Raw genomic sequence first — 19,130 nt, forward strand, 5'->3', positions numbered from 1 at the left:
AGGGCTAGGGGCGGCCCGACTCGGTATAGGTCGGGCCGCCCTTCAGCGCCGCCAGAGCGGCCTCGACCCGGCGCGCGGTGAAGTCGGCGGCCCGCTCGCGGACCTCGTCGAGGGTGCAGAACGCCACCGAGCGGATCTCGCGAGGCTGGAGGGTGGTGCGCTCGACGATCGATGCCGGGTGGACGCCGCCGTCGAAGACCAGGCAGACGGCGTCGTCCCAGCCGCCCCACGGCGGCAGCCAGTCGGTCAGCAGCAGGTCGCCGGCGGGGAGGACGAGGGCGAGCTCCTCCTCGATCTCGCGGGTGGTGGCGAGCTTCGGCGACTCCCCGACCTCCACGATGCCGCCGGGCAGGTCCCAGTCCTTCTTGTAGGTCAGCTGGCACATCAGGACGCGCTCCTCGGCGTCGCGCACCAGCATCTGCCCGATCGCGCGCTTGCGCGGGAGGAACGAGTTGAGCAGCGCCCGGAAGCCCTCGGGCGCCTCCACCGGGGCATCGCTCGCGACCCGGGCGTAGATCATCCGGTCCTTGCCGCCCGCTACGCCGCGGAGCAGCCCCTCGCGGTGAAGTCCCGACCACGTCGCGGTGCGCTGTTCGGACGGGTCGTCCGGGTCGACCAGCGCCTCCACCCGATGATGGGTGAGCAGCGCGGCGGCCACCTCACGGCGTACGACATCGACGGCCTCGCCCGCGGCCCACTCGATCCGGGCAACGCCCTCCGCCACCGTCGTCGTCTCTGGCTCGCTCACGCGACCACCCTAGCGAGCCCGGACTGTCACAACCTGGGGGTTGCCGGTGTCTGGATGGGTGACGAGATGATCCCACGACACAGGAGGGCAACGATGCCCAGCACGTTCAGGATCCCGCAGGCAGCGAACCCGCTGACTCCCGCGTCGGTAGGGTCGGGCGCATGAGTGAGTCCCAGGGGGCGAGCGCGGGCGCCGCGACCGAGGTCTTCGTCGCCCACCGCAACCTGCTCTTCACGGTGGCGTACGAGATGCTCGGCTCGGCCGCCGACGCCGAGGACGTGCTCCAGGAGACCTGGCTGCGCTGGGCCGAGGTGCCGCTGGAGGAGGTGCGCGACCACCGCGCCTATCTGGTGCGGATCACGACCAGGCTCGCGCTCAACCGCATCCGGACGCTGTCGCGCCGCAAGGAGACGTACGTCGGGCCGTGGTTGCCCGAGCCGCTGCTGACCGCGCCGGACGTCGCCGAGGACGCCGAGCTCGCCGACTCGCTCTCGACCGCGGTGCTGCTGGTGCTGGAGACGCTCTCGCCGACGGAGCGGGCGGTCTTCGTGCTGCGCGAGGTCTTCGCGCTGGGCTACGACGAGATCGCGGCGGCGGTGGACAAGTCGCCCGCCGCGGTGCGGCAGATCGCCCACCGGGCGCGGGACCACGTCGCCGAGCGGCGGCCGCGCGAGTCGGTCTCGGCGGCCGAGGCGCGGCGCGCGTTGGAGCGGTTCCGTGACGCCGCGACCGGCGGCGACCTGCAGTCGCTGCTGGACGTGCTCGCCCCCGACGTCGTGCTCTTCTCCGACGGCGGCGGTGTGGTGCAGGCGGCCCGCAGGCCGATCCACGGCGCCGAGAAGGTGCTCCGGTTCTTCGAGGGCCTGGCCACGAAGTTCGGCATCCCCAGGTTCGAGCTGACCAGCGTCAACCGTGCCCCCGGGATGCTGGTCTACTTCGGCGAGGAGGTCGACGGCGTCGTCACTCTGCACGTCGAGGACGGCAAGGTCACCGGCCTCTACTACGTACGCAACCCCTCCAAGCTCAGCGGCGTCGTCGAGCAGGTCCAGCTGGAACGCTGAGGCCGACGCCGGCCCCGAGGTGGCGCGTGCAAGGGTGACGACCTACGTGCTGCTGCTGGGAGGTCGGCGATGGAAGAGCGGGTCGAGGGTCGGCCACTGCTCGCGGTGCTGGTCACGCTCTGTGTGACCGTCACCGCGGCGTACGGCGTCCTCTACTACGCCTTCACCGTCCTGCAGCCGCGGATCGTCGACACCACCGGATGGTCGGCGGCCGCGATCACGACCGCCTTCTCCGCAGGGACGCTGGTGGGCGCCGTCGCGGGCATCCCTGTCGGGCGGGTCATCCAGCGTTTCGGTCCGCGGTGGGTGATGGCCGGGGCCAGTCTGCTGGGGGCGGTGTCGCTGCTCGTGGTCGCGGCTGCGCCCTCGTACTGGATCTTCGCCCTGGGCTGGCTGCTGGTGGGGCTCTCGACCGCCGGCACCTTCTACCCGCCGGCCTTCGCGGCGCTGACCCACTGGTTCGGTACGCGGCGAGTCGATGCGATCACGACCCTCACCCTCGCCGGCGGATTCGCCTCGACGATCTTCGCGCCGCTCACCGATGCGCTGGCGGGGTGGGTGGAGTGGCGATGGACGTACGTCATCCTGGCCGGCGCCTTCGTCGTGCTGACGTTCGTGCCGAGCGTCGTCGTGCTCGATCTCGCCTGGCAGCCCGCTGCTCCGGCCAAGGACGGCCGTCCTGTGCGGGACCGGGACGTGCTGCGGAGCAGCCGGTTCGTGCTCCTCACCCTCGCCGGCACGCTGGTCTCGTTGGCCGTGTTCGCCTCGATCGTCCACCTGGTCCCGTTCCTCGTCGAGCACGGGCTGAGCGCCACCACCGCCGCCTGGGCTCTCGGGCTCAGCGGCGCCGGTCAGGTCGCGGGGCGTGCGTTCTATCCGATGCTGGCGCGGCGTTTCGGTGTCCGCGCCCGGATGCTCGGGGGAGTGCTCTGGTTCGCCGCCTCTGTCGCGCTGCTTCCGTTGTTGCCTGCGGTCGGCTGGGTGATGATCGTCGTCGCGGTGCTCACCGGCACCGCTCGCGGGCTCTACACGCTCATCGCGGCGACCGTCGTCAGTGACGTGTGGGGGCCGGAGAGGTACGCCGCGCTCAACGGTGTCTACTCGGCTCCTGCTGGGGTTGCTGGTGCGCTTGCTCCTGCTGTGGGGGCTGCGCTTGCGACGGTCTTGGGCGGGTATGACGCGCTCTACTGGGTTCTTGCTGGGACTGTGGTCGTTGCTGCGTTGCTTGCTGGAGCCGCGTTTGCGGCGAGGCCGGACTAGGGGACGACGACGGCGCGGCCGCGAAGCGTGCCTTCGTGAAGTCGCCGGTACGCCTCCGGTGCCTCGTCCAGGGAGAACCGCTCCGTCTCCACGTGCACGAGCCCGGCGCGGGCGAGGTCGAAGACCTCCATCAGCTCCGAGCGCGAACCCCAGTAGGGAGCCCGGATCACCGCGTCGTACGGCTTGGCGAGCGTGCCTACCTGGGCGCTGGCGGTGTTGACGCCGACGATGACCAGATCGCTCTCCACGCCGATCACGGATGAGGCCAGGTCGACGGTGGGCTGGGCGCCGACGAAGTCGAAGACGGCGGTGACGCCGCGGGCGCCGACTACCTTGCGGATGTTGTCGGCGGCTGTCTTGTCGGACAGGAAGGCGTGGTGTGCGCCTACGTCGGTGGCCAGGGCGAGCTTGTCCTCGTTGAGGTCGAGTGCGATCACGGTCGCGGGGGAGAGGGCCCGCAGCAGCTGGATCGCGACGTGGCCGAGGCCGCCTGCGCCGATCACGACGGCGGTCGAGCCGGCGACCAGCTTGGGCAGGGAGCCCTTAATGGCGTGGTAGGGCGTCAGGCCGGCGTCGGTGAGCGCCACGTTGGCGACCGGGTCGAGGTCGCCGAGTGGCAGCAGGTGGCGGGCGTCCGGCACGAGGACGTACTCGGCCATGGTGCCGTCGGTGCCGAGCCCTGGCGGGCTGATGTGGAGCTCGGCGGCGCGCTCGCAGTAGTTCTCCTTGCCCTGCGCGCACGGGTAGCAGCGGCCGCAGCCCTGCGGTCCGTAGATCGCCACCGGCTCACCGGGCTCGATCCCGTGCGCCCCGTCGCCGAGGGCGTCGACGACCCCGACGCCCTCGTGCCCGAGCGTCATCGGCAGCGGGTAGCCGAACGAATGCCAGGCATCCTCCGGCAGGCCCATCAGGAAGGAGTCGGAGTGGCAGGCGCCGGCGGCGGTGATCTTCACCCGCACCTGGCCCGGTGCCGGCTCCGGCACCGGAACCTCGCTGATCTCCGGCGCAGCGCCGATCTTGACGTACCTCAGAGCCTTCATCGTCGATCTCCAGACCGGCAGGACCCCCGCCCGCCGCTGCGTCCCGTTCTACCCTGGCGTCCGCGCGGATGCCAGGGTAGAACGGGGTCCGGCTACTGCCCGAAGACCTGCAGCTCGGCGGCGTGGACGATGGTGCCGCGGTCGGAGCCGGTCTTGCAGTCGGTCGTCGTGAGCGGGTCGGCGTCCTGCTCACCGGCGTAACCTGCGTAGCCCGTGCACTGGTTCTCCAACGCCACCAGACGGACCGCCGCGGCGGAGGTGTCGGGGACGTCGAAGGTGCGCAGGTTGAGGTTGGGCGCGACCGGCCGCGGGCGCTTTCCGGGGAAGGCGTCGTCGGCCGAGGTGTAGAAGCGCTTCCAGGTCGCCCCGGCCGTGTCGCACGCGGAGACGCACGCCTCCAGGGCGAACTTCCGGAGTGCGGTGAAGCGCGACCCCGAGTCGGCGTCGGTGTCGGTGGCCGGCGACAGGTAGGCGCTGACGTTGACCGTCTTCACCGTGCGCGTCCCACCGGCGAGGTCCACGGCGATCGAGGGCGTGGTGGCGTCCACGTTGTCCGCGGTCACCCCGCCCCAGTTGGTGCCCTCGGTGCCGTCGATCAGGGCGGCCGGGTTGCGCGAGCCCTCGGTCGAGGTGAGCACCTTGGCCCCGTTGGCGGCCGCAGCCAGGTTGGTCCCGGTCGCGAACGAGACGGTCTTGGTGATCTCCGCGGGGGAGACCGTGACCGTCTTGCGCTGGGCGCCACCGGTGGCGGAGACGTAGAGGAGCTCATACGTCCCCGGCACGAAGTGAGCCACCGACCCGAGCGCGGTGCCGGAGAGCGTGTCGGCGATCGGGGTCGCCCGCGCCTCGAAGCGGCCGACGTAGACCTTCCCGGCCGCCGGCGCCGTGAAGGTGACCTTGACGTTGCGCGAGGCCGGCGAGGCGAAGCTCGGGGTCGGCTCGTGGTCGTCGGCGGTCGTGGTGGCGTACTGGCCCATGCCGCGCCGGGCGAACGCGTCGGCGATCACCTGACGGTTGGCTCCGCCGAAGCGCATCTGGTCGGCGGCCAGGAACGCGTCGCGGGCGTCCAGCATCGAGGTCGCACCCTGCTGGAGCAGGAACGAGTCGAAGACCAGCTGGATCCAGCGGCGGTTGCCGGGGCACTTGTCGGCGGCCAGCGGCGAGGCGGTGGTCGTCCCGACCGAGCAGCGCCGCTGCAGGGCCCTGTCGGCGTAGGGGTAGGTCGCGTCGTACTTGTCGACCAGCGCCTGGCGGACCGACCACATCGTCCCGTTCCAGATCTCGCCGTCGGCATGGACCTCGGGCCCGGTGCTGTCGAAGCCGTAGTCGGAGAAGTTGAGCGGGTTCTTGTCGATCGCGAAGTCACGGATCGCGACGTCGGTGTTGCCGGTGGCGTAGGAGCCGACGGCCCACGGGCTGCCGCCGTTGTAGAGGTCGTGGGCGAACATGTGCTCGGCCGCGGCCAGGTCGCTCCAGGACTCACCCATCGCGCCGCCCTGCTCCGAGGTCAGGCCGTCGTCGGGGCCACCGACCATCCGGTTGGAGATTGCGTGGGTGTACTCGTGGCCGACGATCCCGAAGTCCAGCGAGCCGTCGGTGCAGGGCGCGTAGAAGGCGCCGGCAGCGGGCTGGAAGAGGTACTGGTTGGTGATGCCCGGGACGCCGTCCATCAGGGTGAGCTGGTTGGCGTTGTTGCGACCGGTCAGCAGCCCGGTCTGCTCCACGACCTGGGAGTCGAGCGCCGCGGCCTGCGCGTTGCCGACCTCGGCGTCGAGGCCACGTCCGCCACGACCCAGGTTGTCGGTCTGCAGGTTGTAGTTCTCCTCGGTGAAGCCGAGGAAGTAGGACCAGTCGTGCATCCGGTTGTGGCTCGCGAACAGGTTGCCGACGACGTAGTTGACGTCGTTGCCGCCCGGCACCATGTTGGTGGGGGCGCACTTGGAGTTGTTCCAGGCGTCGGTGAACGTGCCGGTGTAGTCACGCACCGGCGAGATCGGCGCCTGCTCGAGGCCACCGGCGGCCAGCGGCGACAGCCAGCCCTCGTGGGTGTTGGCGTTGTTGCCGATGGTCGTCAGGCTCGGCACGCCGACGGCCGTGTTGAGCAGCGTGTCCCACGGACCGGCGTTGGCCAGGCTCTTCAGCTCCGGCCCGGTGCACTCGGCCACCTTGGTCCAGCACGCGATCACGTCGTTGGCCGGGACCGCGTCACCGCCGGTCGAGGCTGCGTCGGGAGTGCCGGGGAAGTAGGACCAGCGCGGGTTGCTGCCCGGCAGGTCACCGGTCTCCGCACCGGCATCGGAGGACGCGACGGTCACCGTGTAGCTGCCGACGAGGAGCGAGTCGTCGAAGGGACAGACCTGGACCGCGTACGTCCCGGGGTCGATCTTCTCGGCGGTGTAGGTCGCGGTCTCAGGGCTGGTGAGCAGGTCACCCTCCACGAGCAGCTTCCCATCAGGAGCGAACAGCTTCACGGTGAAGTCGTCGGTCGGCAGCCCGATCGCGACCGCGGCCAGGGTGCGGGTCTTGTCGTCGGAGATCTCGAAGGTGTGCTTCGGGCCGCAGGCCCCGAGCGCGGTGCCGGTGAACGGACCCTCGACGTCGTTCTCGTGGTCGACGTTGTCGCGGCGCAGGAGCACCTCGCCGGTGACCGCGTCGACCAGCACCGTCTGCCCCAGGAGGGTGGCGGCGGCGGAGTCGACGACGGTGGCCTGGAAGACAGGACGTACGCCCTCGCCGGGGACGGGGAGCGCCCGCAGCCGCACCAGTTGGTCGGTCGCCAGGCCGGGGACCGTCAGCTTGGTCCAGTCGGTCAGCTTCGCGGCGGCGTCGGTGACGATCTCGCCGACCTTCGACCCGGAGATCGGGCGTCCGGCCGAGGCCGCCGCCTTCAGCCACGCCTCGGTCGGGGTGAGCTCGGCCTTCGCCGGGGTGCCGGTCACCTTGGACAGCGAGGAGGAGACGTAGGTGATGGCGCCGTCGGCCACGCCCACGGTGACCATCCCCTCCGTGGCGGCCGACAGGCCGTCGTAGGTCTGCCGGAAGAGCACGGCATGACCGCCCCCGCCTGCCAGCTTCTGGTCGCTGACGAGCTCGAGGTCGCCCAGCTGAGCCGCGGTGAGCCCGAAGACCGCCGCGTTGTCGGCGAGGAAGCCCCGGGCGGCGGTGACCGGGTCCGAGGAGCCGGCCGTGGCCAGCACGCCGTCGGCGGTGATCAGCGAGGTCGGCGTCCCGTGGGCGTTCCAGCGGATGTCGACGGCGTCCAGGGCCTGGGCCGCGGACTCCTGGGCTGAGGTGGGCAGCACGCGGTCGCGTACGTCCAGGCCGGCATCGGCCTCGTGACCGAGCAGCCCGCCGGAGCGGGACACGTCGGCCGTGGTGGCAATGTCATCAGTGGTGGAGAGCGCGGCACCCGAGACCGGCGTCACCAGCACGAAAGCGCCGAGGGCGATGCTCAGCGCGGCACCGAGGCTCACCCTGGCGCGACTGGAACGAATATCGGTCATGTTATTGAAACGTCCCTTTACCGGCGCGGGTTACGCGATACACGCAACGCCTGTACCGCGAACCGGCACACAAGAGGTGGAAGGCACCCGATAGTGTTCCGGACACATGTAACCGCCTTCACAGACAGGGGAGCGCCACGATGGGTGACTTCGTCAACCTCACCGTCGAGGACGGCGTCGGCACGATCCGCCTCGACCGGCCGAAGATGAATGCGATCAGCTTCCAGGTGCAGGCCGAGCTGCTCGAGGTCGCGACCGAGGCGGCAGCCGACGAAGACGTACGCGCGGTCGTGGTCTACGGCGGCGAGCGGCTCTTCGCCGCCGGGAACGATGTCAAGGAGATGGCCGGCCTCTCCTACTCCGAGATGGCCAAGCGGGTCGCCGGCGTGCAGGCTGCCGTGACGGCAGTCGCGGAGATCCCGAAGCCGGTGGTGGCCGCGGTGACCGGCTACGCGCTGGGTGGAGGTTGCGAGCTGGCGCTCGCGGCCGACTTCCGCATCGCCGCCGACGACGCGACCTTCGGTCAGCCGGAGGTCCTGCTCGGCATCATCCCCGGTGCCGGCGGCACCCAGCGGCTGGCACGGCTGATCGGGCCGTCCAAGGCCAAGGATCTGATCTTCTCGGGCCGCTTCGTCAAGGCAGACGAGGCGCTTGCAATCGGCTTGGCCGACCGGCTCGTACCGGCGGCCTCGGTCTATGAGGAGGCGCTCGCGTGGGCGAGCCAGTTCAAGAAGGCGGCACCGTACGCTCTGGCGGCGGCGAAGACGGCGATCGACAAGGGGCTCGGGGTGGACCTCGCCACCGGGCTGGCCCTCGAGCAGCAGCAGTTCGCCGGCGTGTTCGCGACGAAGGACTCCCAGACCGGGATGGCATCGTTCCTGGAGCACGGCCCCGGCAAAGCCAACTTCGAAGGGAAGTGAATCGCGTGTCCGACACCAAGACGTCCACCGGCCCGGGCATCGTCCACACCATCCGTTCCTACGCCTCCAGGATCGTCTGGGCGATCGCGCTGCTCGCCGCGCTGGCGCTGGCGATCGGAGCGCTGCTGATCGCGCTCAAGGCGAACCAGGACAACACCCTCGTGGCGTTCATCCTCGACCTCGCCGACATCGCCGACCTCGGCCTGTTCTCACGGGAGAACGGCATCAAGCAGTTCAGCGGTGAGGACGCCGAGATCAAGAACGCGCTCTTCAACTGGGGCATCGGTGCGCTGGCGTGGCTGATCGTCGGCCGCATCGTGGCCGGTGTGATCCGGCCCTGAGCCCATGTGACATTCTCAACGCGTAGGCACCTGTCATCCGTATGTGACTGACGGGTAACATCGCTGGCGAACTACGACCATTCCAGGAGGGGCCGGCAAGGCCGCACCATCATGAACATTGTTGTGCTTGTGAAGTACGTGCCGGACGCGACCGCGGACCGGCAGTTCGAGGACGACTTCACCGTCGACCGCGTGAACGTCGACGGTCTGCTCTCCGAGCTCGATGAGTACGCCGTCGAGCAGTCGCTGCAGATCAAGGAGAAGCGCGAGGGTGAGGAGATCACCGTCACCGCGCTGACCGTTGGTCCGGAGGCGGCCGAGGCCGCTGTGCGCAAGGCGCTGCAGATGGGTGCCGACAAGGGCGTCCACGTCGTCGACGACGCGATCGCCGGCTCGGACTCCATCGCCACCTCGCTGGTGCTGGCCAAGGCGATCGAGAAGCTCGGTCCGGTCGACCTCGTGGTCGGCGGTCTGGCCTCGACCGACGCCGGCATGAGCGTCGTCCCGGCGATGCTGGCCGAGCGCCTCGGCCTGCCGCAGGTCACCCTGGCCTCGGTCGTCGAGGCCCAGGGCGACCAGATCCGCATCAAGCGTGACGGTGACGTGGCCACCGAGGTCATCGGCGGCACGCTGCCCCTGGTCCTCTCGGTCACCGACCAGTCCGGTGAGGCGCGTTACCCGTCGTTCAAGGGCATCATGGCGGCCAAGAAGAAGCCGCTGGAGACGTGGTCGCTGGCCGATCTCGGTGTCGACGCCGCCCAGGTGGGTCTGGGTGCTGCCTACACCGAGGTTCTCGAGACCGCAGCGCGTCCGCCGCGCACCGCTGGCGAGATCGTCACCGACGAGGACGGTTCGGGCGCCAAGGCGCTGGCCGACTTCCTCGCGTCCAAGAAGTTCATCTGAGGCCGAGAAAGGATCTTTGAATCATGGCTGAAGTTCTCGTTCTCATCGACCACGTGGCTGGTCAGGTCAAGAAGCCGACCTACGAGCTGCTCACCCTGGCCGCCAAGCTCGGCGAGCCCTCCGCCGTCTACATCGGTGGCGCCGACGGCGCCGCTGGTGCCGCGGAGGCCGTCAAGGGCTACGGCGCCGAGAAGGTCTACGTCATCGACGACGCCCAGATCAAGGGCTACCTGGTGGCCCCGAAGGCCGAGGCGCTCGCGCAGCTGGCCGGCACCGCCTCCCCGGCCGCGATCCTGCTGCCCTCCTCCGCGGAGAACAAGGAGGTCGCCGCTCGTCTGGCGATCAAGCTCGACTCCGGTCTGATCACCGACGCCGTCGACCTGGATGAGTCCGGTGTGGCGACCCAGTCGGTCTTCGCCGGCAACTTCACGGTCAAGGGCAAGGTCACCAAGGGCACCCCGATCATCACGGTCAAGCCCAACTCGGCCGCTCCGGTCGAGAAGGCCGGCGCTGCCGCGGTCACCCCGTTCGAGGTGACCATCTCCGACGCCGCCAAGACCGCCCAGATCGTGGCCTCCCAGCCGCGTAAGGCCTCCGGCCGCCCCGAGCTCACCGAGGCCGCGATCGTGGTCTCCGGTGGTCGTGGCACCGGCGGTGACTTCTCCGCCGTCGAGGGTCTCGCCGACGCGCTCGGTGCCGCTGTCGGTGCCTCGCGTGCCGCGGTCGACTCCGGCTGGATGCCGCACACCTTCCAGGTCGGCCAGACCGGTAAGACCGTCTCCCCGCAGCTCTACGTGGCCAACGGGATCTCCGGTGCGATTCAGCACCGTGCCGGTATGCAGACCTCGAAGACCATCGTCGCGGTCAACAAGGACGAGGAGGCACCGATCTTCGAGCTCGTCGACTTCGGTGTGGTGGGCGATCTGCACACCGTCCTCCCGGCCGTCACCGAGGCTGTGAAGGCCGCTAAGGCCTGAGGTTGTCCGGCGCTTGCGCCGGACAAACCCGAAGGGGTCGAGCGAGCGCACAGCCGAGCTTGCGAGGCTGTGACCGCGGGTCGAGACCGACCTCATGTGCGTGTGACGTACGTCCCAAAACCCGCCTCCGAGCACGGCTCGGAGGCGGGTTTCTTTCGGTTTGGCATCTTGTTCTGGGAATTGTCGTTGCGGGCCATACGTCGCTGGGTATAGTCCGGCCGCATGTGGGTGAATGCGCTGAGGTCGAGGACGACCCGGAAGATCTCGATCGCTTCGGCTGTGGCTGGCTGCGTGGCGGCCATGGTCATCGCGACGATGTCCGTGGTCTCGACACCGGCGACCGCGGCGACCTGGACGCCGCCGGCGGGACCGTTCTTCAACAACCCGACCGGCGACGCGACGCAGCGCAACTTCATCGTCCACCGGATCAACAACAGCATCCGCTACGCGGCCAAGGGCTCCTACATCCGGTTCGTCACCTACAACCTGGACCGCGCCGACACCGTCAAGCACCTCATCGCCGCGCACAAGCGCGGGGTGCACGTGCAGATCCTGGTCAACCGGAAGATGTGGAGCAGCGGGGAACGGAACCTGGCCGCCCAGCTCGGCACCAGGCGCTCCCGGCCGAGCTTCATCTACGGCTGCGCCGGCGCCTGCCGCGGCTATGACACCGGCAACCTGCACATCAAGATCCACTCGTTCACCCAGATCGGCGCCAAGCGCAACGTCATCATCAACAGCTCCGGCAACCTCGGTGGCGGTGCGGCCGGTTCGCAGTGGAACGACGCCCAGACGATCTACGCCAACGACAGCCTGTGGCAGACCTGGCTGCGGATGTTCAACGAGCTCAAGGCCGACAAGAAGGCCACGCCGCGCTACGTGTCGTGGTCCGGTGGCGGCACCTCCGTCGGCTTCCAGCGCACGCGTCCAGGCACGACCAGCGACGAGATCTACGCCCGCGGCACCGGCGACCGGGTCATCGACCGGCTGCGCCTGATCGGCTGCAGCGCGCCGAGTGGCTACGGCACCAAGGGCAAGACGATCCTGCGGATCCACATGTACGCCTGGTACGGCCGTCGTGGCGAGCGCATCGCCGACGAGGTCGTCCGGCTGAAGAAGCGCGGCTGCGTGGTCCGGGTGATCGGCTCGGTCACCAGCAACGTGGTCTACCGCAAGCTGAGGGCGGTCGGCATCCCGGCGCGCGACGCCGCCTGGGACTGGGGCCAGAAGAAGTCGACCAGCGGCGACAACATCGTCTACGGCTCGCGCTGCTACTCCCACTACAAGTGGATGAGCGTCAACGGCCGCTACGCGGACCGGGGCACCTACAGCGTCTGGACCGGCTCGGAGAACTGGTCGCCGCCCTCGTTCAGCAACGACGAGGTCACCTTCCGGTTCACCTCGAAGAGCTACTACACCGCCTACACCGCTCGGTTCAACAAGATGTGGGACAGCCCGCGGGCCACGCACCGCATCTACCTGGAGCCGAAGACCCGCCCCTGCGCCTGACCGTCGGGCCGCTACCCTCGCCGGGTGAGCTTCGGTGAACTCGGTGGGGGCCTTCGGCCGCTCGACGGCGGCTGGTCGGGCGAGACGTTCCTGGCAGAGGCCGGCGGGGAGAGGTCGGTCGTGCGAGTCTTCGCCGACCCGCGCCACCACCCGCAGGCCGCGGAGGTCCACGAGGCCCTGCACCGTCTGGTGCGGGGCCTCGTCCCGGTCCCGGACGTCCTGGAGGTACGCCGCGCCGACCCGGCCACGGGCACGCCCGCGCTGCTGGTGACCGAGTTCGTCGAGGGCGTACGCGGCGACCTGCTGCTCCCCGACCTGGACGAGGCGCAGCAGGGCAGGCTCGGGCGTGGCTTCGGAGAGGTCGCGGGCACCCTGGCCGGGATGCCCTTCCTGACCGCCGGGACCTTCGCCGACAAGGACCTGCGGGTCGAGGCGTTCGCCCTGGACCTGACCGAGTGGGTCGAGTCGTACGCCGAGCGTCTCGACTGGTCACCGGCCGACCTGGACGGTCTGCGGGACGTGGCCGCCGACGCCCAGGACCTGCTCGACACGGTCTCCCGGGCGAGCCTGGTGCACAGCGACCTCAACCCCAAGAACCTCATCGTGGACCCGGAGACGCTACGCGTCCGCGCGGTGCTGGACTGGGAGTTCGCCCACGCCGGTTCACCGTTCGCCGACCTCGGCAACCTGGTGCGCTTCGATCGCGGGGAGGCGTACGTCTCAGGGGTGCTGGAGGGTTACGTCGCGGTGCGTGGGGGCAGTGCCACGGATGCTCTCGAGCTGGCCCGCGCCGCGGACCTGGTCGCGCTGGTCGAGCTCGGGGCGCGGCGTACCGCCAATCCGGTGGCCGCCCGGGCACACGACCTCCTGCTCGAGATCGCCCGATCCGGGGATGTCCACACCGCCCCGGAGGGCGCCGATCGCGGCTAGGATCGGAGCGCGCCGGACGGTGCCGGCGCAACCTGGGGGATGGTTGTGGGAGTGAGTGAGTTCGACGGGGCTCGGGGCCCCGCCGGAAGTTGGTGGCGTGGCTGGACGCCCTGGATCTCGGCGCTCGTGCTGTCGGCGCTGTTCGCAGGTGCGACATCGGGGATCGCGTACGTCCGGAAGTCCTACCGGCCGCCGGTGGACTACCCGGCGATGACCGAGTCCGAGCCTGCGGCGAGCACCTCGCCGTCCGCTGCGGCGAAGCAGGACAGGCGAAGGTCGCCCTCGACGCGACCGACGGGCGCGCCCGAGCCGACGCCGGTGAAGGCGCCGCGCAAGGTCCGGCCCTCGGCCTCCGGATCGGGGAGCGGCGAGCCGATGGCGACGCCGGAGCCGTCCGAGAGCCCGTTCGACCCGCTCGGAGGTCTCGGCGTGCTGCTGGGCCTCGGTGACGAGGACTGACCCCGACCCTGCGGTCCGCACGGCGAAAGGGTGATGGCCGCGTGCCGCCGACGGCATAGGCTTTCTCGCATGAGTGCAGAGGCAGTGATCCGAGAGGTGGCGGCGAAGGCACGAGAGGCGAGCTACGAGCTCGCGGTCGCGCCGCGCAGCGTGAAGGACGCGGCGCTGCACGCGATGGCCGACGCCCTCCTGGCGCGGGCCGACGAGGTGCTGGAGGCCAACGCGGACGACGTCGCCCGTGCCGAGGCCTCGGGCAGCCCGGCCAACATCATCGACCGCCTCACCCTGACCCCGGAGCGTCTCGACGGCATCGCCGCCGCGCTCCGCGAGCTCGCCGCGCTCCCGGACCCCGTCGGAGACGTCGTACGCGGCAGCACCCTCGCCAACGGCCTCGAGCTGCGCCAGGTGCGGGTGCCCTTCGGCGTCGTCGGGATGATCTACGAGGCGCGTCCCAATGTGACCGTGGACGCGGCCGGGATCTGCCTGAAGTCCGGCAACGCGGCGCTGCTGCGCGGCTCCTCCAACATCGCGTCCAGCAACGTGGCGATCGCCGCGGTGCTGCGCGACGCCGTCGTCTCCGTCGGTCTCCCGGCCGACGTGATCCAGGTCGTGCCCGGTGATGGCCACGACTCGGTCAAGGCGCTGATGCGGGCCCGCGGTCTGGTCGACGTGCTCATCCCGCGTGGTGGCGCCGGGCTGATCCGCAGCGTCGTCGAGGAGTCGACGGTGCCGGTCATCGAGACGGGGGTGGGCAACGTACACGTCTACGTCGACAAGGCCGCCGATCTCGAGAAGGCGGTCTCGATCGTCATCAACTCCAAGACCCAGCGCACCAGCGTGTGCAACTCCGCCGAGTCGCTGCTCGTCCACGCCGACGTCGCCAAGGAGTTCCTGCCCATGATCGTCCCCGCCCTGCAGGAGCGTGGGGTGCAGATCCACGGCGACGAGGCATTCCAGGCGTACGACCTCGTCGAGCCCGCCACCGACGAGGACTACGCCGCCGAGTTCCTGGCGCTGAAGATCAGCGCCGCGGTCGTACCCGACCTCGACGCCGCCATCGCCCACATCCGGCGCTGGTCGAGCGGTCACACCGAGGCGATCCTGACCGAGGACCTGGGCGCCGTCCGGCGGTTCACCGCCGCCGTCGACTCCGCCGCGGTCATGGTCAACGCCTCGACGCGGTTCACCGACGGCGGTGAGTTCGGCTTCGGCGCGGAGATCGGGATCTCGACCCAGAAGCTGCACGCCCGGGGCCCGATGGGTCTGCCCGAGATGACCTCGACGAAGTATGTGGTCACCGGGGACGGGCACGTGCGCTAGCGGCAGCAGCCACAAGGTAATCTGTGCGCCATGTCGAACTCTGTTGTGTCGAGCATCATCACCTCCGCTGAGCACGGGGCCGAGCACGGCACCTCTGGCATCGAGTGGGTCATCGGTGGCGGCGCCCTGGCGATCCTGGTCTTCGCGCTCCTGGTGCTGGTCTGGTTCGCCGGTGGCCGTGAGCACTCCTGAGCGCTGATCCGATGGGCAGCGGGGGAGCGCCCGAGCCAGGTCTGGAAGGCCTGACCGGCAAGCGCCGCGTCGGGGTGATGGGTGGCACCTTCGATCCCATCCACCACGGCCACCTGGTGGCGGCCTCCGAGGTGCAGTCGTTCTTCGACCTCGACGAGGTCGTCTTCGTGCCGACGGGCGATCCGTGGCAGAAGGCCGACCGGGATGTCTCGCCGGCCGAGCACCGCTACCTGATGACGGTCATCGCGACCGCCGCCAACCCGCGCTTCACCGTGAGCCGGGTCGACATCGACCGAGCTGGCCGCACCTACACGCGCGACACGTTGCGCGACCTCGCCAAGGCGCTTCCTGACGCCGAGCTCTACTTCATCACCGGGGCCGACGCGCTCGCCGACATCTTCACCTGGCGCGACACCGACGAGCTCTTCGAGCTCGCCCAGTTCGTGGGGTGCACGCGCCCGGGCTACGCCATGGATCCCGAGGTCATCGCGAAGATCCCCTCCGACCGGATCACCATGCTCGAGATCCCCGCGCTGGCGATCTCCTCCTCCGACTGCCGCGAGCGGCGTCGCCGTGGCGAGCCGGTCTGGTATCTCGTCCCCGACGGCGTGGTGCAGTACATCGGCAAGCACGACCTCTACCGGCCCAGGGAACCCAGGGCCCCTCAATCCAAGCCTCTCCACAATAAGGACCGCGTATGACCGCGACCGAGCACGCCATCGAGCTCACCATCACCGCCGCCCGGGCGGCCTCGGACAAGAAGGCCGGGCACATCCTGGCCTTCGATGTCAGCGACCAGCTGGCCATCACCGACGCCTTCGTGCTGGCCTCCGCCCCCAACGAGCGGCAGGTGCAGTCGATCGTGGACGAGGTCGAGCTGAAGCTCCGAGACCTCGGCTCCAAGCCGCTGCGCCGCGAGGGGCACAAGGAGGGGCGCTGGGTGCTGCTCGACTACGGCGAGATCGTGGTGCACGTCCAGCACGAGGAGGAGCGCCAGTTCTACGCCCTCGAGCGGCTCTGGCGTGATTGCCCCTCGATCTCGCTTCCCGCCGACATCGTCTCCGAGGGCTGAGGTCCGGTGGTCGAGCCTGCGGAGATCCGTCGCCTCATCCTGCTCCGCCACGGAGTCACCGGCTGGAACGCCGACGGCCGCTACCAGGGCCAGACCGACATCGAGCTGGCCGAGACCGGCCACCAGCAGGCCAAGGCCGCAGCTCGCGCTCTCGGGACGACCTTCGCCGTCACCCGCCTGGTCTCCTCGGACCTGATGCGGGCCCGGCAGACCGCTGCGTACGTCGCCGAGGAGACCGGTCTCGAGGCCGCGTACGACCCGCGGCTGCGGGAGGTCTGCGCGGGGGAGGCCGAAGGGATGAACCGCGCCCAGATCCTCGAGCGCTTCGGTGAGATGCCGGCCAGCTGGGAGCCCTACGGCGGCGAGTCCTGGCCCACCGTCGCGGCACGTTTCAGCGGCGCGCTCCACGACGTCGCCGAGACCGTCGCGCCCGGCGAGACCGTCGTGGTCGTCGCTCACGGCGGTGCCATCCGGCAGGGCCTGGCCGCCTTCCTCGGCTGGGACCCGTCCGTCGTCACCACCCTCGCCCCGCTGACGAACTGCGCCTGGATCGAGCTCACCGCCCGGGAGTCCGCCCACGGACTCATTCCGTCGGCGCCCTGGCGACTCGCGACGTACGGAATGGGCACCCCGATTTCGTGATCGCGGGAGCATTCCGCTACTGTTCTTCTCGTTGCCCGGGGTGATCAACCGGGACAACGCCACGGGGGTGTGGCGCAGCTGGTAGCGCATCTGCATGGCATGCAGAGGGTCAGGGGTTCGAGTCCCCTCACCTCCACCGAAACACCTGATCAGAGCCGCGTTCTGAACCTTCACCGAAGGTTGAGAACGCGGCTCGATCGCTTTGAGGCACATTGTCGTTCCGCTCTCGGAGCCTCTGCGCGACGTCATGGGCGGACTCGGATCGTTTCGCTCCGATGCGCGCACCTCCGGTGCGTCGCGCTGACGCCGGCCGTCGGGGCGCCTGGCAGCGTGCTGCCCATGTCGAAGCCGGCGAGGCATCGTCACGTAAAACTAATATCTATAGAAAAAAAACCTAAAGCCATACGGATTTTCCCGTAACCTGCATCACATGACCTCGTTGAGTGTGATGCGCGTCGCATCCCGATGCGCCGAGCTGGAACCCGCCTCGGGTGGTGTTCCTGCCCGTCCCATCAAGTTGCACGAGGAGCGCAGACAGGTATGAGCACAGGTGCCGCTGCCCCGCCGATCGTCAGGCGTGGTCCTTACGACAACCCGTTGTCCAACTCGCTCAGATGGTTGCCGCCGAAGGTTCGGCGACCGGTGGTCGAGGCGGGCGGGATGGTCGACCTGCTGGTGAAGATCGTGAAGAGCGCCGTGTTGCATCCGCGCGGCTACTGGGTCGACGTCGCCGACGACATGTACCAGACCCTGAAGCAGGCTTCGCTCCCCATCGCCGCCGCGATCTTCGGGTTCCTCATCTTCATGTCGATCCTGACGGTCCAGTTCTTCGCGATGGCCGGAGCCACACAGCTCTTCGGCCCGCTGCTGCTGTTGCAGGCGATGCGGACCTTCACGATGTGGATCGTGTCCATGGTCGTCGCGGGCGTGATCGGCTCGGCACTGACCGCTGACATCGGGGCCCGGAAGGTCCGCGAGGAGATCGATGCCATGGAGGTCATGGGCGTCGACCCGATCCGGGACCTCGCCGTTCCCCGCGTGGTCTCGCTGACCCTGCTCACGACCCTGATCTCGGTGCCGTCGATCATCGTCACGATCGTCTCGATGCAGGTCGGCGCCAACTACGTCGCGGGCCAGACCAGCGCTGACTTCCACAGCAACCTGTTCGCCAACGTCTCTCCGGTGCAGGTGCTGGCGGTGGTCGCCAACTGCTTCCTGGTCGGCCTGCTGATCGGCACGATCTGCTGCTACAAGGGCCTCCACGCCTCCGGCGGCGCGATCGGCCTCGGCCGCGCGGTCAACCAGGCGGTGGTGCTCTCCTTCGTGGGGGTGTGGGTGCTCCAGCTCGCCTTCAACGCCCTGCTGCTCGGTCTCTTCCCGAACCTGGGGAACTTCCGATGACCGCCGCCGAGCCCGTACGCCCGGTACGCCCCGTCGCGCCCGTCGCCACCCGGCGCCGCCGACCGGCCGCACCGCCGAAGGGCCGCCTGGACGGGGTGGGGGAGTTCGTCGGTTTCGTTGGCAAGGTCTTCGCCGAGATCCCGGTCGCGATCCGCCTGTACCCCTCGGAGATCGTGCGGCACGCCAGCGCCATCGTCCGGGAGAACAGCCTGGTGATCCTGGCGATGCTGTTCATGATGGGCGCGGTCATGGGTCTGACCGCCAACTTCCTCTTCGCCAGCATCGGCATCGACTCCTACATCGCCGCCGTCAATTCGGTCGCCGGGGTCCGCGGGATCATCCAGGTGGTCTTCGGCTGGATGGTCGCGGCGAAGATCGGCTGCGGCATCGTGGCCGAGGTCGGCGCGATGCGCATCTCCGAGGAGATCGACGCCATGGAGGTCATGGGTATCCGGTCGATCCCCTACCTGGTCAGCACCCGGGTGATCGCGGGAGCCATCACCATGCCCCTGATCTTCGTCACCTCGATGGTGGTCAACTTCTTCGCCGGGTTCCTCTTCAACGTCCAGCTGCTGCAGACGGTCAGTTCGGGTGGCTTCCAGTACTACCTGTTCCTGTTCCAGAACCCGCGGGACTTCGTCCTCGCGGTCATCTGGGGCACGGTCCTCGGCATCGTGATCCTCACCGTCGCCTCGTACTTCGGCTACACGGCCAAGGGCGGCCCGGTCGGAGTCGGCCTCAACACGGCGCGGTCGATGCTCGTCAACCTCGTCCTCGTCAGCCTCATCGGCATGGCTCTGGTCCAGCTCTTCTACGGCAACACCCCCAACGCACCGATCGGCAACTAGATGA

At 69.4% G+C, this 19,130-nt stretch carries 19 protein-coding genes and 1 tRNA gene; 17 read left to right on the forward strand and 3 right to left on the reverse strand.

Annotation, left to right across the window (positions count from 1 at the left end; genetic code table 11):
* Positions 1-4 precede the first annotated feature (4 nt).
* Positions 5-748: an NUDIX domain-containing protein gene (locus ACW14X_RS21695; protein ID WP_400465403.1), complete on the reverse strand. Its 744-nt coding sequence runs from the start codon at positions 746-748 to the stop codon at positions 5-7.
* A 161-nt stretch (positions 749-909) separates the two neighbouring features.
* Between ACW14X_RS21695 and ACW14X_RS21700 the strand changes: the two genes are divergently transcribed.
* Positions 910-1,809 (forward strand): RNA polymerase sigma-70 factor, encoded by a 900-nt coding sequence (locus ACW14X_RS21700; protein WP_457163246.1) that lies wholly within the window; start codon positions 910-912, stop codon positions 1,807-1,809.
* A 69-nt stretch (positions 1,810-1,878) separates the two neighbouring features.
* Positions 1,879-3,069: an MFS transporter gene (locus ACW14X_RS21705; protein ID WP_457163247.1), complete on the forward strand. Its 1,191-nt coding sequence runs from the start codon at positions 1,879-1,881 to the stop codon at positions 3,067-3,069.
* On the opposite strand, the gene ACW14X_RS21710 is transcribed toward ACW14X_RS21705, so the two are convergent.
* Together ACW14X_RS21710 and ACW14X_RS21715 are read right to left on the reverse strand one after the other, a co-directional pair.
* Positions 3,066-4,109, reverse strand: a complete 1,044-nt coding sequence (locus tag ACW14X_RS21710; RefSeq protein WP_457163248.1) for an NAD(P)-dependent alcohol dehydrogenase — start codon at positions 4,107-4,109, stop codon at positions 3,066-3,068. The genes ACW14X_RS21705 and ACW14X_RS21710 overlap by 4 nt on opposite strands.
* A gap of 92 nt (positions 4,110-4,201) precedes the next feature.
* The gene (locus ACW14X_RS21715; protein ID WP_457163249.1) at positions 4,202-7,612 is read right to left on the reverse strand and encodes a M36 family metallopeptidase; all 3,411 of its coding nucleotides are present in this window, start codon (positions 7,610-7,612) and stop codon (positions 4,202-4,204) included.
* 140 nt (positions 7,613-7,752) lie between these two features.
* Here ACW14X_RS21715 and ACW14X_RS21720 point away from each other — a divergent pair, with 140 nt between their 5' ends.
* The 15 genes from ACW14X_RS21720 to ACW14X_RS21790 all read left to right on the forward strand — a co-directional run bounded on the left by ACW14X_RS21720 (position 7,753) and on the right by ACW14X_RS21790 (position 19,126).
* Positions 7,753-8,532, forward strand: a complete 780-nt coding sequence (locus tag ACW14X_RS21720) for an enoyl-CoA hydratase/isomerase family protein (RefSeq protein ID WP_457163250.1) — start codon at positions 7,753-7,755, stop codon at positions 8,530-8,532.
* A gap of 5 nt (positions 8,533-8,537) precedes the next feature.
* Positions 8,538-8,873, forward strand: coding sequence for a hypothetical protein (locus ACW14X_RS21725; RefSeq protein WP_350713124.1), 336 nt, complete (start codon positions 8,538-8,540; stop codon positions 8,871-8,873).
* A gap of 111 nt (positions 8,874-8,984) precedes the next feature.
* Complete coding sequence (locus ACW14X_RS21730) at positions 8,985-9,776, forward strand: electron transfer flavoprotein subunit beta/FixA family protein (protein WP_457163251.1); 792 nt, start codon at positions 8,985-8,987, stop codon at positions 9,774-9,776.
* 23 nt (positions 9,777-9,799) lie between these two features.
* On the forward strand, positions 9,800-10,753 hold the full coding sequence (locus ACW14X_RS21735) for an electron transfer flavoprotein subunit alpha/FixB family protein (RefSeq protein WP_457163252.1): 954 nt from the start codon (positions 9,800-9,802) through the stop codon (positions 10,751-10,753).
* A gap of 300 nt (positions 10,754-11,053) precedes the next feature.
* A complete protein-coding gene (locus tag ACW14X_RS21740; protein ID WP_350838108.1) occupies positions 11,054-12,262 on the forward strand; it encodes a phospholipase D-like domain-containing protein in 1,209 nt (402 codons plus the stop codon).
* A gap of 24 nt (positions 12,263-12,286) precedes the next feature.
* A complete protein-coding gene (locus tag ACW14X_RS21745; RefSeq protein WP_457163253.1) occupies positions 12,287-13,192 on the forward strand; it encodes a phosphotransferase family protein in 906 nt (301 codons plus the stop codon).
* 51 nt (positions 13,193-13,243) lie between these two features.
* Positions 13,244-13,651: a hypothetical protein gene (locus ACW14X_RS21750; protein ID WP_457163254.1), complete on the forward strand. Its 408-nt coding sequence runs from the start codon at positions 13,244-13,246 to the stop codon at positions 13,649-13,651.
* A 69-nt stretch (positions 13,652-13,720) separates the two neighbouring features.
* Entirely contained in the window at positions 13,721-14,971 is a 1,251-nt protein-coding gene (locus ACW14X_RS21755) for a glutamate-5-semialdehyde dehydrogenase (RefSeq protein WP_457163255.1), read from the forward strand.
* 30 nt (positions 14,972-15,001) lie between these two features.
* Positions 15,002-15,163: a hypothetical protein gene (locus tag ACW14X_RS21760; RefSeq protein WP_160027856.1), complete on the forward strand. Its 162-nt coding sequence runs from the start codon at positions 15,002-15,004 to the stop codon at positions 15,161-15,163.
* 11 nt (positions 15,164-15,174) lie between these two features.
* The gene (nadD, locus tag ACW14X_RS21765; protein ID WP_457163256.1) at positions 15,175-15,864 is read left to right on the forward strand and encodes a nicotinate-nucleotide adenylyltransferase; all 690 of its coding nucleotides are present in this window, start codon (positions 15,175-15,177) and stop codon (positions 15,862-15,864) included.
* Complete coding sequence (gene rsfS, locus ACW14X_RS21770) at positions 15,861-16,235, forward strand: ribosome silencing factor (protein WP_091047921.1); 375 nt, start codon at positions 15,861-15,863, stop codon at positions 16,233-16,235. Before nadD ends, rsfS begins: the two co-directional genes overlap by 4 nt.
* Before the next feature lie 6 nt (positions 16,236-16,241).
* The gene (locus ACW14X_RS21775) at positions 16,242-16,877 is read left to right on the forward strand and encodes a histidine phosphatase family protein (RefSeq protein WP_160027860.1); all 636 of its coding nucleotides are present in this window, start codon (positions 16,242-16,244) and stop codon (positions 16,875-16,877) included.
* 63 nt (positions 16,878-16,940) lie between these two features.
* Positions 16,941-17,013: transfer RNA gene (locus tag ACW14X_RS21780), tRNA-Ala, on the forward strand.
* A gap of 404 nt (positions 17,014-17,417) precedes the next feature.
* Positions 17,418-18,278, forward strand: a complete 861-nt coding sequence (locus tag ACW14X_RS21785) for an MlaE family ABC transporter permease (RefSeq protein WP_350713116.1) — start codon at positions 17,418-17,420, stop codon at positions 18,276-18,278.
* Positions 18,275-19,126 carry an MlaE family ABC transporter permease gene (locus tag ACW14X_RS21790; RefSeq protein ID WP_457163257.1) on the forward strand — a complete coding sequence of 284 codons (852 nt, stop codon included), beginning with the start codon at positions 18,275-18,277 and terminating at the stop codon, positions 19,124-19,126. The genes ACW14X_RS21785 and ACW14X_RS21790 overlap by 4 nt, the downstream gene beginning before the upstream one ends.
* The last annotated feature ends 4 nt before the right edge of the window (positions 19,127-19,130 follow it).

The sequence above is a fragment of the Nocardioides sp. YJ-D4 genome (assembly GCF_054031495.1).

Excerpts from the sequence above, each read along its gene's own strand:
- ACW14X_RS21735 (WP_457163252.1), top strand. The coding sequence starts at position 9,800 with ATGGCTGAAGTTCTCGTTCTCATCGACCACGTGGCTGGTCAGGTCAAG.
- ACW14X_RS21790 (WP_457163257.1), top strand. The coding sequence starts at position 18,275 with ATGACCGCCGCCGAGCCCGTACGCCCGGTACGCCCCGTCGCGCCCGTC.
- rsfS (WP_091047921.1), top strand. The coding sequence starts at position 15,861 with ATGACCGCGACCGAGCACGCCATCGAGCTCACCATCACCGCCGCCCGG.
- ACW14X_RS21755 (WP_457163255.1), top strand. The coding sequence starts at position 13,721 with ATGAGTGCAGAGGCAGTGATCCGAGAGGTGGCGGCGAAGGCACGAGAG.
- ACW14X_RS21730 (WP_457163251.1), top strand. The coding sequence starts at position 8,985 with ATGAACATTGTTGTGCTTGTGAAGTACGTGCCGGACGCGACCGCGGAC.
- ACW14X_RS21740 (WP_350838108.1), top strand. The coding sequence starts at position 11,054 with ATGGTCATCGCGACGATGTCCGTGGTCTCGACACCGGCGACCGCGGCG.
- ACW14X_RS21715 (WP_457163249.1), bottom strand. The coding sequence starts at position 7,612 with ATGACCGATATTCGTTCCAGTCGCGCCAGGGTGAGCCTCGGTGCCGCG.
- ACW14X_RS21700 (WP_457163246.1), top strand. The coding sequence starts at position 910 with ATGAGTGAGTCCCAGGGGGCGAGCGCGGGCGCCGCGACCGAGGTCTTC.
- nadD (WP_457163256.1), top strand. The coding sequence starts at position 15,175 with ATGGGCAGCGGGGGAGCGCCCGAGCCAGGTCTGGAAGGCCTGACCGGC.
- ACW14X_RS21710 (WP_457163248.1), bottom strand. The coding sequence starts at position 4,109 with ATGAAGGCTCTGAGGTACGTCAAGATCGGCGCTGCGCCGGAGATCAGC.
- ACW14X_RS21720 (WP_457163250.1), top strand. The coding sequence starts at position 7,753 with ATGGGTGACTTCGTCAACCTCACCGTCGAGGACGGCGTCGGCACGATC.
- ACW14X_RS21705 (WP_457163247.1), top strand. The coding sequence starts at position 1,879 with ATGGAAGAGCGGGTCGAGGGTCGGCCACTGCTCGCGGTGCTGGTCACG.
- ACW14X_RS21760 (WP_160027856.1), top strand. The coding sequence starts at position 15,002 with ATGTCGAACTCTGTTGTGTCGAGCATCATCACCTCCGCTGAGCACGGG.
- ACW14X_RS21785 (WP_350713116.1), top strand. The coding sequence starts at position 17,418 with ATGAGCACAGGTGCCGCTGCCCCGCCGATCGTCAGGCGTGGTCCTTAC.